Raw genomic sequence first — 13306 nt, forward strand, 5'->3', positions numbered from 1 at the left:
GGATAATTCCCCCACTCTTCAGGCTTTCTTGTGTGGCGGATAGCGTTTAGCATGGCACAACCGCGTTACCCGCCAGAGGGGCCAGGCCGTCGCTTGCAAACTCGCGGGGAAAATAAGGAGCCACGCTGTATGGGTAAGCTATTACGCCGCATCGCCGCCTTTCTCGGCATTCTTTCTCCGATGACCTACGCCTACCCGGCGCTGGATATCCGGCTGCCCGGCGATCGTCAATTCCATTTGGTGGGCAGCATTCATATGGGCACGGTGGATATGGCGCCGCTGCCGGCCACGCTGGCTACCCGCCTGAAACAGGCTGACGCCCTGATTGTCGAAGCCGATATCACCGGCTCCGCTTCGCCGTTTGACCGCACCGACGCACAACCCAAGCTGGTGGAGCGCCTTTCCGATACCGAGTTTCAGCAGCTGTTGACCCTGTGCCAGGAACTGGGCACCGACGCCGAAGCGTTCTCTACCCTCCCCGGCTGGCAAGTGGCGCTGACGATGCAGGCCCGCCAGGCTCAGCGACTGGGGCTACGCGCCGAATACGGCGTGGACTATCAGCTGTTGCAGGCCGCCCGGCAACAACACAAAAAGGTGATTGAGCTGGAAGGCGCGGAACAGCAGATGGCGATGCTGGAACAATTGCCGGAAGGCGGCATGGCGCTGTTGCGCGATACGCTGGAGCACTGGCACACCAATGCGCGGCTGCTGCAAACCATGGTGAGCTGGTGGCTTGACGCGAAACCCAACGGCGCGCTGGAAACCCTGCCCGCCACCTTCAGCGCCGATCTGTACGACGTGCTGATGCATCGGCGCAACCGGGACTGGCGGCAGAAACTGGAGGCGTTGCCGGCCGGCAACTACGTGGTGGCGGTGGGCGCGCTGCATCTGTACGGCGAAGACAATCTGCCGGCGATGCTTCAGGCGCAGTAAAAAAAGTGGCCAATATCGCTACTGGCCAGTCAAAGAGGAATTTCTTGTATTTTAGTTATACGCATAGCAACCGTGTTAACGGTTACAGTAGACAGGGTAGCAACCCAGTGAACACCTTGGCAACCCGCTTTATGTAACAGCGGCTCAGGTTGCTGCCGCCGTTGTATTTTTGTAATTTTGTTGCTTCGCGTTGCAACGTCCCCGACAGGGGGAAAATAGGAAAACAGTATGACGCCCGCAGTGATCCTGCTTGAGAAACAAAAAATCGCGTTTACCCTTCATCCCTACCATCACGACAGTGCAGAAACCCACTTCGGTGATGAAGCGGTACAGAAACTTGGGCTCGATGCCGATCGCGTCTATAAAACGCTGCTGGTGGCGCTGAACGGCGATGCCAAACAGCTGGCGGTGGCGGTAACGCCGGTCGCGACCCAGTTGGATTTGAAAAAGGTCGCCCGCGCCCTGGGCGCAAAGAAAGCGGAAATGGCCGATCCGCAACTGGCGCAACGCGTGACGGGTTATCTGGTCGGCGGCATTAGCCCGCTGGGGCAGAAAAAGCGGCTGCCGACGGTGATCGACAGCCCGGCACAGCAGTTCGCCACCATTTACGTCTCCGGCGGCAAACGCGGGTTGGACATCGAACTGGCCGCCGGCGATTTATGCCGCCTGCTGGCCGGCAGCTTCGCCGATATCGCCAAGCGCGATTAAAGAGCGGGTACATCTGCCCCCAGCCACCACTTTTACCCTAAATAATTGACGTTGTATCAAGACGGCAAGAACGTAAATCCCCAGGAGCATAGAGGGCTATGAGACTGGGGTGAGCGGATGCAGCCAACGCAGAGACAACGTCAAGTATGACGGGTAAAAGCTTACTGATAAACAATCTCGCCCTTCGGCTCATAGGCCGCCGCATCCAGCGGAGAGTGCTTCTCGATATACTGTTTCAGCACTTCGGCATCGATAAAGCCGGTGTTGACGTAGCCTGGCAGAGTATCCAGCTTCGGATAACCGTCGCCGCCCAACGCATTGAAGTTCAGCGTCGCCATACGATAGGTTTTGTCCGCCTGCAGTGGCTCACCCTTGATCTTCACGTTGCTGACGCCCTTGCCGTCCGCCGTCAGGCTGACGTTGGCAAACTGCGCGTAAGCGCCGGAATCCACCTTCATGTTAGCCACCACCGCCAGGTATTTTTCTACCTCGCTGCCTTTCATCTCGGCATACACCAGCGTGTTGCCAAACGGCTGCACCTTGAGCACGTTTTTATAGGTAATGTCGCCGGATTCGATCGAATCACGCACCCCACCGCCGCTCATCACCGCAAAATCGGCGTCGGCACGCTCCATTTGCGCCGCCAGCAGCACGCGCGACAGGTTGGTCTGAACGAAGCGCACCTTGCTGCGATCGCCCTCCAGCTTGCCGTTTACGCTGCCGATTTTAACCTCAAGCTGCGCCTTGCCCTTGTCCTGGAACGGTGTCAGCAGTTTCATCATGGAAGGATCTTCCTGAATTTGCTGGGTGTAATACACCCGCTCGCTGGTGCCGTCGGCTTTTTCCACCTTCTTCTTCAGGTTGACCGGGATCAGCTGATAATGCACCAGCTTCAGTTCGCCGTTGCGGAACTGGAAGTCGGCGCGGCCGACGTATTTGCCCCACTCGTGCGCCTGGACGATCCAGGTTCCGTTTTGGCGATCCGGCGAACACGGAGTGCCCGGCACGTAGTCTACCTGCTTGTGGTTTTCGCCGGCCATACAGACCGGATCCTGTGAGTGGCCGCCGACGATCATATCCAGATAACCTGCCGGCAGACTGCGCGCCATCTCGACATCGCCCGGCGCGTTGGAACCGTGGTTGCCGTCATCGTAATGGCCCATGTGAGTGGCGGCGATGATCACGTCCGGTTTTTCATCTTTGCGCAGTTGCTCAACCACTTGTTTCGCCTCCTGCGCCGGCACGCGGAACTCGATATCGGTGAAATATTCCGGGTTGCCGATCTTGGCGGTATCGTCGGTAGTCAGGCCGATAACCGCAATCTTGATACCCTGCTTGTCGAATAAGGCGTAAGGTTTGAACAGGCGCTGCTGGGTGCTTTTCTGATAGATATTGGCCGACAGCAGCGGGAAGGTCGCCCATTTCTCCTGCTGACGCAGCACGCTGAGCGGATTGTCGAACTCATGGTTGCCGATCGCCATCGCATCGTAACCCACCAGGTTCATGCCGCGAAAATCCGGCTCGGCATCCTGCAGATCGGACTCCGGCACGCCGGTATTGATATCACCGCCGGACAACAGCAGCAGGCTGCCCCCCTTGGCCGCCACTTCCTGGCGAATGCCGTCCACCAGGGTTTTCTGCGCACCCAGACCGTACTCACCGTGATCGTTCTGCCAGAAATGGCCGTGGTGATCGTTGGTATGCAAGACGGTGATGTCGTAGGTCTTATCCTTTTCCCAGGCGCTGGCGGTTCCCGACAGGAAAGTCAGGGACACGGCCAAGGCGCATGCGGTGGTTTTTAACGAAAAACGCATGGCGGCTCTCCATGATGAAAATGCACTGTTTTTTTGAGGTGGTCGAAATTGTAGCGCGAAACAAAGGCGAGTGATTTCAAATTTTTGCGATGTGAGTCAAATTATGTCGGATATGGTAAAAATTGAACAACTTGCCTAAGATAATCTGCTCTGAACTCTAAAACTTACCAGGCTAATAATAAAATGACCGACCGTAGCGAAACCGTCATGCCGCCGGCCAAGGGCGGCGCGGTTAAAGGCACCGCTTTCTCGATCCTCGGCGCCATCAGCGTATCCCACTTGCTGAACGACATGATTCAGTCGCTGATCCTGGCGATTTACCCGATCCTGCAGGCCGATTTCAACCTCAGCTTTGTGCAAATCGGTATGATTACCCTGACCTACCAATTAACCGCTTCATTGCTACAACCGCTGATCGGCCACTTCACCGATAAACACCCGCAGCCTTATTCGCTGCCGATCGGTATGGGCTTCACCTTGTGCGGCCTGCTGCTGCTGTCGGTAGCCAATACCTTCCCACTGGTGTTGCTGGCCGCGGCGCTGGTCGGTACCGGCTCTTCGGTGTTCCACCCGGAATCGTCTCGCGTGGCGCGTATGGCTTCCGGTGGTCGGCATGGTCTGGCGCAGTCGCTGTTCCAGGTCGGCGGCAACTTTGGCAGCTCGCTTGGCCCCCTGTTGGCGGCATTGATTATCGCGCCTTACGGCAAGGGCAACGTCGCCTGGTTCTCACTGGCGGCACTGTTGGCTATTGTGGTGCTGCTGCAGGTCAGCAAGTGGTATCAGCAACAGCATCAGGCAACAAAAAGCTTGCCTAAAACTGCCGCTGCGCGACAACCGCTGCCAAAACGTACCGTCACCTATGCCCTCGCCATCCTGCTGGTACTGATATTCTCCAAATATTTCTATTTGGCCAGCATCAGCAGCTATTACACCTTTTATCTGATGCATAAGTTCGGCGTTTCGGTTCAGAATGCTCAGATACATCTGTTCGCCTTCCTGTTCGCTGTCGCCGCCGGTACCATTATCGGCGGGCCACTGGGCGACAAGATAGGCCGGAAATACGTCATTTGGGGCTCCATACTCGGCGCAGCCCCTTTCACGCTTGTTTTACCCTATGCATCTTTATACTGGACCGGCATTTTGACGGTGATCATAGGAGTAATTCTCGCCTCGGCGTTTTCGGCCATTCTGGTCTACGCTCAGGAGCTGATTCCGGGGAAAGTTGGCATGGTTTCCGGTTTATTCTTCGGTTTTGCTTTTGGTATGGGGGGGTTAGGTGCGGCAGTTCTTGGTTATGTCGCAGATTTGACCAGCATCGAATTGGTCTACCAAATCTGTGCTTTCTTACCCTTGATCGGCATTATTACTGCATTACTGCCTAATATGGATCATAACGCGCAATAACCCTGCTACAGCCCGGTTGATAAATATCATTCAGCCGGGTTATCTCCCACATAAATCAATGTTATTTGACTTATTAATTGATAAATCCCCTCACTGGCCCGTTCAAGGCGGAATCCTCTGCTTTTCCGCAAAAAATACAAATTTAGCCAAGCAAGGCATGCACAAATGCAATAAACTAAATGTATCTTTTCGTAACTTCGTTGCGCTTTCCCTCTGCCGCCATGCATAGCTAGAAGGAGTCTGGATGCATAATTCAACACCGTTAATCACTACTATTGTCGGAGGGTTAGTACTCGCCTTCCTCCTCGGTATGCTGGCGAATCGCCTGCGCATCTCCCCACTGGTAGGATACCTTGCAGCAGGCGTGCTCGCCGGCCCCTTTACCCCCGGGTTTGTTGCCGACACCTCGCTGGCACCGGAACTGGCGGAAATTGGCGTGATTTTGTTGATGTTCGGTGTTGGCCTCCATTTCTCTCTTAAAGACCTCCTCGCAGTAAAACATATCGCCATTCCCGGCGCCGTGGCACAAATTGCCGTCGCCACCTTGCTGGGTATGGGGCTGTCGAAGCTGCTCGGCTGGGATTTGATTTCCGGGTTGGTGTTCGGGCTGTGTCTGTCCACCGCCAGTACCGTGGTACTGCTGCGTGCACTCGAAGAACGCCAGCTGATTGACAGCCAGCGAGGGCAAATCGCCATCGGCTGGCTGATCGTGGAAGACCTGGCGATGGTGCTGACGTTGGTGCTGCTGCCGGCCTTCGGCAACATGATGGGCAATGACAACGCCAGCAGCAGCCAGTTGCTGATTGATCTGGCGATCACCATCGGCAAGGTCATCGCCTTTATCGCGTTGATGATTGTGGTTGGCCGCCGTCTGGTGCCGTGGATCCTGGCAAAAACCGCCAGCACCGGTTCCCGCGAGCTGTTTACCCTGGCGGTGCTGGCGCTGGCGCTCGGCATTGCCTATGGCGCCGTAAAGCTGTTCGACGTTTCCTTCGCTTTGGGGGCGTTCTTCGCCGGCATGGTGCTGAACGAGTCGGAGCTGAGCCACCGTGCAGCCCACGACACGCTGCCGCTGCGCGATGCTTTCGCGGTGCTGTTCTTTGTCTCGGTCGGCATGCTGTTTGATCCGATGATCCTCATCAACGAGCCGCTGGCGGTGCTGGCGACGCTGGCGATTATCGTGTTCGGCAAATCGGCGGCGGCATTCCTGCTGGTGAAAATGTTCGGCCACTCCAAGCGCACCGCGCTGACCATCTCAGCCAGCCTGGCGCAGATCGGCGAGTTCGCCTTCATTTTGGCCGGCCTTGGCATCTCGCTCGGCATGATGTCGGAACACGGTCGTAATCTGGTGCTGGCCGGCGCCATTTTGTCGATCATGCTCAACCCGCTGCTGTTCACCCTGCTTGAACGTTATCTGGCCAAAACCGAAACCATGGAAGACCAAATCCTGGAAGAAGCGGTGGAAGAAGAAAAGCAGATCCCGTTCGATATGTGCAATCACGCCCTGCTGGTCGGTTATGGCCGCGTCGGTAGCCTGCTGGGCGCAAAACTGGCCGAGGCCGGTATTCCGCTGGTGGTGATCGAGAACTCTCGCCCTCGGGTCGAAGCGTTGCGTGAACAGGGTATCAAGACGGTGCTGGGCAACGCCGCCAATCCGGAGGTGATGGATCTGGCAAGGCTCGACTGCGCACGCTGGCTGTTGCTGACCATTCCAAACGGCTACGAGGCCGGGGAGATCGTCGCCTCTGCGCGCAACAAACGGCCAAACATCGAGATTATCGCCCGCGCGCATTACGATGACGAGGTGTCATACATCTCAGATCGCGGTGCCGACCAGGTCGTGATGGGCGAGCGGGAAATCGCCAACAGCATGTTGAATATCCTTAAGCTGGATACGCTGAGCGAAGAAGAGAAAATGGGCGCCTGCCCGATTTGACGTGAAAAGCGATGATTCAAAAAAGGTCCGGCTTGCCGGACCTTTTGTTTTTTATCGTTCCCAGTAAGACTCTTCCAGGCTGTCTTCCCGTTCCGGCAGGCCACGCGTCAGGCGCGGTGAATGCTGGTTCAGCACCTGATAGCTGACGCGGTTGGCGTATTTGCACACCTGCGCCAACGAGGAGTAAGTCAGGTAGCTGCGCACATGCTTGCTGGAGTTCGGCACGTTATTGCGGTGAAAACCGTTGGCGGCGATATCATGCAACAACGCCGACAGCGCACCGTCGCCGGCGCCGTTGGTGTTCATGATTTTTTCCGGCCCGCCCATGTACGGCGCAATATGCGAATAAATGCGGAACGGGTTCTCACAGCTTTCACGACGCATGGCGCGGCTGAACTCATAACGGTTGAATTCGGCGATATGCCCCGGCAACAACGGATGCTGGGTTTCCCGCTTATTGGCCTCTTCAGTGTAACCCGCCATATACAGGCCGTTTGGCCCGGCGGTGCACAGCACCAGATCCACCCACTCGAGCGCCATATCAGAGGCGGTGAGCGGATCGCTCAGCCCGGTCAGCTCCAGCGCTTCGTCTTCGTTCATCGCCAGAATCGACACGTGCTGCTTCAGGAAATCGCGCCACCACTGCGGGTTATCGGCAATCACATACTTGGTGCCCAGCGTCAGCACCACCGGCACGTCGTGTTTTTTGGCAAATTCTATGGCTTGCATGGTGGCGGCAGGCATCGGCTCCCCCTCCTTGCAGCGCACCAGATACGACGTCAGTACCAGCGCCGATGCACCTGCAATCACCTCTTCCGGCACGCTCTCCGGCCGCAGTTGGTTCATCTGCCCGGGGCTGATGGCGAAAGTGCGTTCGCCGCTTTCAGTGATCAAGGTGAAGCAGCGGCCAATGGCGCCGTCAACCGCCTGCAGGTGGTTAAGATCGGTGCGGCTGGAGGTATTGCACAGATAACGGTAGGCATAGCTGCCGATTTTGATGTTGCTGCACATGACGCCGAGCAGGACCGAACGGTCATCCGCCAGCACCGAATAGTTGTGCAGGGTATTGCCGATGGTGCCGCCGGCGAACTGATGGTCGATCTGATTGTTTTCGCTTAGCTCCTGATACAGCGCCTCGGCGACGTCATCCTCAATCACCAGGGAATGCCCCAGGCTCAAGCCGTAGCGCTGGATAAACGCGTCATCCACTTTTGCTTCGATATCCACCAGCGTCTGGTCAATGCCGACGATATAAGAGGTGCTGACTTCATTTTCAGGCTGAACTTGCTGCAAGAGCGGATCGCGGGCGTTCACCGGAAAATAGTGCTTGGACTTACGTTTACCAGGAAATTTCATGTGATTGGCGGCAGTGGCAGTTAACAGGCAGAGAATGTTAGCACATTCCTGCCCGCTTGATGATGGCTGTATCAGGAATCAAAAACGCTGAGCCACCAGTTGTTGCATCATATCTATATGCGCCGGCTCGTCGTTCAGCGCGGAAATATACTCGAACTTCTCACCGCCGGCCTTGAGGAAGATCTCGCGGTTCTGCTCTTTGATTTCTTCCAGCGTTTCCAGGCAGTCCGCCGAGAAGCCGGGGCAAATCAGCTGAATATGCTTGATGCCCTGCGCCGGCAGGCTTTTCAGGGTTTCATCGGTATAAGGTGTCAGCCAGGGTTCGCGGCCAAAGCGCGACTGGTAGGTCATCATGACCCTGTCCGGTGCCAGCGGCAACGTAGCGGCCAGGGCGCGCAGCGTATCTTCACAGCGTTGCGGATAATCGTCGCCGAGGCGAGCATAACGCTTGGGAATGCCATGGAAAGACAACACCAGACGATCCGGCAGGCCGTGCTCGGCGAACGAACGCTCAACGCTCTGCCGCAGCGCGGCGATGTAGGCCGGGTGCTCGGCATAGTCACGGATAAAACCTATCGACGGCAGGCGGCGGTAGCCTTTCAGTACGCGCGCCACACCGTCCCACACCGCCGCACTGGTCGAACAGGAGTATTGCGGATACAGCGGCAGCACCACCAGATTGGTTACGCCTTGCGCCAACAGCTTGTCTATCGCTTCCGCCAGGCTCGGCGAGCCGTAGCTCATCCCCAACTCCACCGGGGTATTCGGCATGCGTGCGGCCAGCGCGCGCTGCTGGCGCCGGCTGTAGACCAACAGCGGCGAACCTTCCTCCATCCATACCGATTGATACAGTTTGGCAACGCGCGGCGATCGGATCGGCAGGATCACGCCATTAAGGATTGGCCACCAGATCAGCGGTGAAGTATCGACTACGCGGTCGTCACTGAGGAATTCCTTCAGATAGCGTTTTACCGCCGACGAGCTAGGAGCATCCGGCGTGCCCAGGTTCACCAGCAATACTCCGTGTTTCTCTTGCTTCATCTCAGCTCCCCTTGATGCCTTGCAGGCTAACACCCCGTTCTGGGTCAGGGCGTTAACGTCAATTAATGGCGTCTATTGTAGCGGAAAAGCGCTGCACCGGAACCGATATCAGCAACAGGCGATACCTCAGTCGCCAGATAAAAAAAACGCCAGACCTAAGGCCTGGCGCTATGCACAGCAATAAAAATCGATCAGCCGAGGATGCTCGCCAGTTCAGCGCTCACTTCGGTCACTTTACGAGTGCCGTCGATTTTACGGTATTGGGTGTTGCCTGCTGCAGCTTCTTTGCTGTAGTAGGAAATCAGCGGTGCGGTCATCTGGTGGTATTCCACCAGGCGCTTGCGCACGGTTTCTTCCTGATCGTCTTTACGGGTGGTCAGCTCTTCGCCGGTCACGTCGTCTTTGTCTTCCACCTGCGGCGGATTAAATTTAACGTGATACACGCGGCCAGACGGCGCATGTACGCGACGGCCCACGATGCGATCGACGATCAGTTCGTCCGGCACGGCGAATTCCAACACGTAATCCACGTTGATGCCGGCTTCTTTCATTGCGTCGGCCTGTGGAATGGTGCGCGGAAAACCGTCCAGCAGGAAGCCGTTACGGCAATCTTCCTGGGTGATGCGTTCTTTGACCAGTGCAATTACCAGCTCATCGGTCACCAGCTTGCCGGCGTCCATGATTTCCTTCGCCTGCTTGCCCAGTTCACTGCCGGCCTTTACGGCTGCGCGCAACATATCACCGGTGGAGATTTGCGGAATACCGTATTTCTCCATGATGAATTGAGCCTGAGTACCTTTACCAGCGCCCGGAGCGCCCAGCAGAATGATACGCATTGCGTAAATCCCCTTGCTATTGTTCCCTTCATCTTTCAAACCGCAGCGTTGTTGGCTACACACGCTCCCCCCAGTCACTTACCTGAGTAAGCTCCCGGGGCCTCACGTACTTGCCGCCTAGCCGCAATTTGAAATCTTTTGGGTATTAAGTTTTTATAAAATTGCGAAAACGCTCAACCATACCATTTCCGGGGGGGCTGGCTCAAGGTACGCAAGGAAATCGATTGCGGAACGGCAGGGGCAACAAGGCGGGTAAAACGGGAAAATCAGGGAGAAAAAACAAAGAATACGCCCTTAACCCTGCGGTTAAGGGCGCATAAGCCGGAAATTATGCCGACAACAACTTATTCATACGACGGATAAACTGGTTTGGATCTTCCAGCGTGCCGCGTTCAGCCAGCAGCGCCTGATCCATCAGCAGATCGATCCATTCGGCGAATTGTTCGTTATCACCCACATCGGATGCGCGTTTGACCAACGCATGCTCCGGATTTAACTCGAAAATGTATTTCACTTCCGGTGCTTCCTGGCCCGCAGCGGCAAACAGTTTTGCCATCTGGGTGCTCATTTCATCGGCACCGGTGGTGACAATGGCCGGCGTATCGGTCAGGCGGTGCGTCAGACGCACGTCCTTCACGCGATCGCCCAACAGCGTCTTCACGCGGTCTATAAACGGCTCCAGCTGCTTCTCGGCAGCCTTCTGTTCTTCTGTTTCATCCGCCAGTTTGTCCAGCGCTTCATCCGCCTTGCTGACCGACTGGAATGGCTTGCCGTCGAATTCGGTCAGGTAGCTCATCATCCATTCGTCGATGCGATCGGAAAGCAGCAGCACTTCGATGCCTTTTTTGCGGAACAGCTCCAGGTGCGGGCTGCTCTTGGCGGCGGCATAGCTGTCGGCAGTGATGTAATAAATTTTATCCTGCCCTTCCGCCATGCGCCCGACGTACTCTTCCAGCGAGACGGTTTGCGCCGAGCTGTCGCCCTGGGTAGAAGCGAAGCGCAGCAGCTTGGCGATGGCCTCTTTGTTGGCACCGTCTTCTGCCGGGCCTTCTTTCAGCACCAGGCCGAACTGCTGCCAGAACTTCTGGTAGCCTTCGGCATCGTCTTTAGCCAGTTTTTCCAGCATCTGCAGTACGCGTTTGGTCAGCGCACCGCGCAGGTTTTGCGTCACGCGGCTGTCTTGCAGGATCTCACGCGAGACGTTCAGCGGCAGGTCGTTGGAATCTATCAGGCCACGCACGAAGCGCAGGTAGTTCGGCATGAACTGCTCGGCGTCGTCCATGATAAACACGCGCTGCACGTACAGCTTCAGGCCGTGTTTATGATCGCGGTTCCACATGTCCCACGGCGCCTGCGCCGGGATATACAGCAAGCTGGTGTATTCCTGCTTGCCTTCCACCCGGTTATGGCTCCAGCTCAGCGGATCGGTAAAGTCGTGAGCAATGTGCTTGTAGAACTCTTTGTACTCTTCATCGGTGACGTCAGCCTTGCTGCGGGTCCACAGGGCTTGCGCCTTGTTGATTTTTTCCCAGGTGACGGTGCCGTCTTCTTCGTTTTTGCTTTCAATTTCGACCGGCAGTGCGATGTGATCGGAGTATTTGCCAATCACCGAGCGCAGACGCCAGGCGTCGAGGTATTCATCTTCGCCTTCGCGCAGATGCAAGGTGATCTCGGTGCCGCGATCTTCTTTGGTGACATCGGCAATGGTGTAATCGCCTTCACCGGCGGACTCCCAGAACACGCCCTGATCGGCCGGCGCGCCGGCGGCACGGGTGCGCACGGTGACTTTATCCGCCACGATGAACGCCGAATAGAAACCGACGCCGAACTGGCCGATCAGTTGGCTGTCTTTGGCCTGGTCGGAACCGATAGACTCCAGGAATGATTTAGTGCCTGATTTAGCGATGGTGCCGAGGTTTTCGATCACTTCGTCGCGGCTCATGCCGATGCCGTTATCGGCAATGGTCAGCGTGCGCTGGTCTTTATCGAACGAAAGGCGTACGCGCAGCTCGCCGTCGCCTTCATACAACTCAGGCGCAGACAGCGCGCGGAAACGCAGTTTGTCGGCGGCATCCGAGGCGTTGGAGATCAGCTCGCGCAGGAAGATTTCTTTATTGGAGTACAGCGAATGAATCATCAAATGAAGCAGTTGTTTTACTTCAGACTGGAAACCGCGGGTTTCTTGACCTTTCATACTCATTGATTACCTCAAAGACAGTTGCTACCAAAACCGGACAATGAGGAATAAGTGGGGACAAGCGCGTTGTATTTCAAGCGGCTGGCGGGAATTTTTTGCGGGAAAATAACGGGGCCACGCCGGCCCCGTCGAGAAAAACATTAAAACTTGATGACGTTGCGGCCGGCCAGCGAATGCGACAGCGTGGTGCCGTCGACCATCTCCAGCTCGCCGCCCACCGGCACGCCGTGGGCAATGCGGCTGGCAACCACGCCATACTGGCCGCACATCTCGGCGATGTAGTTCGCGGTTGCGTCACCTTCCACCGTCGGATTCGTGGCCAGAATCACTTCGGTAATGCTTTCCTTTTCCAGCCGTTGCTCCAGCCGATCCAGACCGATATCGCCAGGCCCAATGCCGTCCATCGGCGACAGGTGGCCCATCAGCACAAAGTAGCGCCCGGCGAACTGGCCGGTCTGCTCGATGGCGTGAATATCAGCCGGGCTTTCCACCACGCAGATCTGGCCGTTTTGCAGACGGCGTGGATTGGCGCAAATGGTGCAGATATCCTGCTCGGTGAAAGTGCGGCAATCGGCGCAGTGGCCAATTTCCGACATGGCGCGGGTCAGCGCCTGCGCCAAGCGCATTCCGCCGCTGCGATCGCGCTGCAGCAGCTGAAACGCCATACGCTGAGCCGACTTCGGGCCAACGCCCGGCAGGCAGCGCAACGCCTCCATTAATGTTTCAAGGAGCGGGCTGGTTTGCATCAGAACGGCATCTTAAAGCCAGGTGGCAATTGCATGCCGCTGGAAACAGACGCCATCTTCTCTTTCTGGGTTTCGTCGATGCGGCGCGCAGCGTCGTTAAACGCAGCGGCGATCAGGTCTTCCAGCATCTCTTTGTCGTCTTCCATCAGGCTTTGATCGATCTCCACACGACGGCAGTTGTGAGCGCCGTTGATGGTGACTTTCACCAGGCCGGCACCGGATTCGCCCGTCACTTCCAATTTGGCGACTTCTTCCTGCATCTGTTGCATCTTTTCTTGCATTTGCTGGGCTTGCTTCATCAGGTTGCCCAGACCGCCTTTACCAAACATAGTCGT

Annotated in this window: 11 protein-coding genes; 4 read left to right on the forward strand and 7 right to left on the reverse strand. The window is 56.6% G+C overall.

The annotated features are described in order from the left end of the window. Positions 1 to 129: 129 nt before the first annotated feature. Positions 130 to 933 carry a TraB/GumN family protein gene (locus V2S86_RS14055; RefSeq protein ID WP_330762901.1) on the forward strand — a complete coding sequence of 268 codons (804 nt, stop codon included), beginning with the start codon at positions 130 to 132 and terminating at the stop codon, positions 931 to 933. Positions 934 to 1161: 228 nt separating this feature from the next. Continuing rightward, on the forward strand, positions 1162 to 1641 hold the full coding sequence (gene ybaK / locus V2S86_RS14060) for a Cys-tRNA(Pro)/Cys-tRNA(Cys) deacylase YbaK (RefSeq protein ID WP_126480785.1): 480 nt from the start codon (positions 1162 to 1164) through the stop codon (positions 1639 to 1641). A gap of 161 nt (positions 1642 to 1802) precedes the next feature. Here ybaK and ushA read toward each other — a convergent pair whose 3' ends face one another. After that, positions 1803 to 3455, reverse strand: a complete 1653-nt coding sequence (gene ushA / locus V2S86_RS14065) for a bifunctional UDP-sugar hydrolase/5'-nucleotidase UshA (RefSeq protein ID WP_330762902.1) — start codon at positions 3453 to 3455, stop codon at positions 1803 to 1805. Between the two features lie 183 nt (positions 3456 to 3638). Between ushA and V2S86_RS14070 the strand changes: the two genes are divergently transcribed. Together V2S86_RS14070 and ybaL are read left to right on the forward strand one after the other, a co-directional pair. Further along, entirely contained in the window at positions 3639 to 4859 is a 1221-nt protein-coding gene (locus V2S86_RS14070) for an MFS transporter (RefSeq protein WP_330762903.1), read from the forward strand. Positions 4860 to 5103: 244 nt separating this feature from the next. Then, positions 5104 to 6795: a YbaL family putative K(+) efflux transporter gene (gene ybaL / locus V2S86_RS14075; RefSeq protein ID WP_330762904.1), complete on the forward strand. Its 1692-nt coding sequence runs from the start codon at positions 5104 to 5106 to the stop codon at positions 6793 to 6795. 51 nt (positions 6796 to 6846) lie between these two features. On the opposite strand, the gene V2S86_RS14080 is transcribed toward ybaL, so the two are convergent. The 6 genes from V2S86_RS14080 to V2S86_RS14105 form a co-directional block, all read right to left on the reverse strand. Next, positions 6847 to 8151, reverse strand: coding sequence for an inosine/guanosine kinase (locus V2S86_RS14080; protein WP_212558769.1), 1305 nt, complete (start codon positions 8149 to 8151; stop codon positions 6847 to 6849). A gap of 78 nt (positions 8152 to 8229) precedes the next feature. After that, positions 8230 to 9192, reverse strand: a complete 963-nt coding sequence (gene hemH / locus V2S86_RS14085) for a ferrochelatase (RefSeq protein WP_330762905.1) — start codon at positions 9190 to 9192, stop codon at positions 8230 to 8232. Positions 9193 to 9383: 191 nt separating this feature from the next. Further along, positions 9384 to 10028 (reverse strand): adenylate kinase, encoded by a 645-nt coding sequence (gene adk, locus V2S86_RS14090; RefSeq protein WP_330762906.1) that lies wholly within the window; start codon positions 10026 to 10028, stop codon positions 9384 to 9386. A 328-nt stretch (positions 10029 to 10356) separates the two neighbouring features. Next, complete coding sequence (gene htpG / locus V2S86_RS14095; protein WP_330762907.1) at positions 10357 to 12222, reverse strand: molecular chaperone HtpG; 1866 nt, start codon at positions 12220 to 12222, stop codon at positions 10357 to 10359. A gap of 143 nt (positions 12223 to 12365) precedes the next feature. Next, positions 12366 to 12971, reverse strand: coding sequence for a recombination mediator RecR (gene recR / locus V2S86_RS14100; RefSeq protein WP_004949381.1), 606 nt, complete (start codon positions 12969 to 12971; stop codon positions 12366 to 12368). After that, positions 12971 to 13300 carry a YbaB/EbfC family nucleoid-associated protein gene (locus V2S86_RS14105; RefSeq protein WP_004949379.1) on the reverse strand — a complete coding sequence of 110 codons (330 nt, stop codon included), beginning with the start codon at positions 13298 to 13300 and terminating at the stop codon, positions 12971 to 12973. Before V2S86_RS14105 ends, recR begins: the two co-directional genes overlap by 1 nt. Positions 13301 to 13306: the final 6 nt, after the last annotated feature.

Origin of the sequence: Serratia sp. C2(1) (assembly GCF_036352655.1) — a bacterium.
GTDB lineage: Bacteria > Pseudomonadota > Gammaproteobacteria > Enterobacterales > Enterobacteriaceae > Serratia > Serratia inhibens.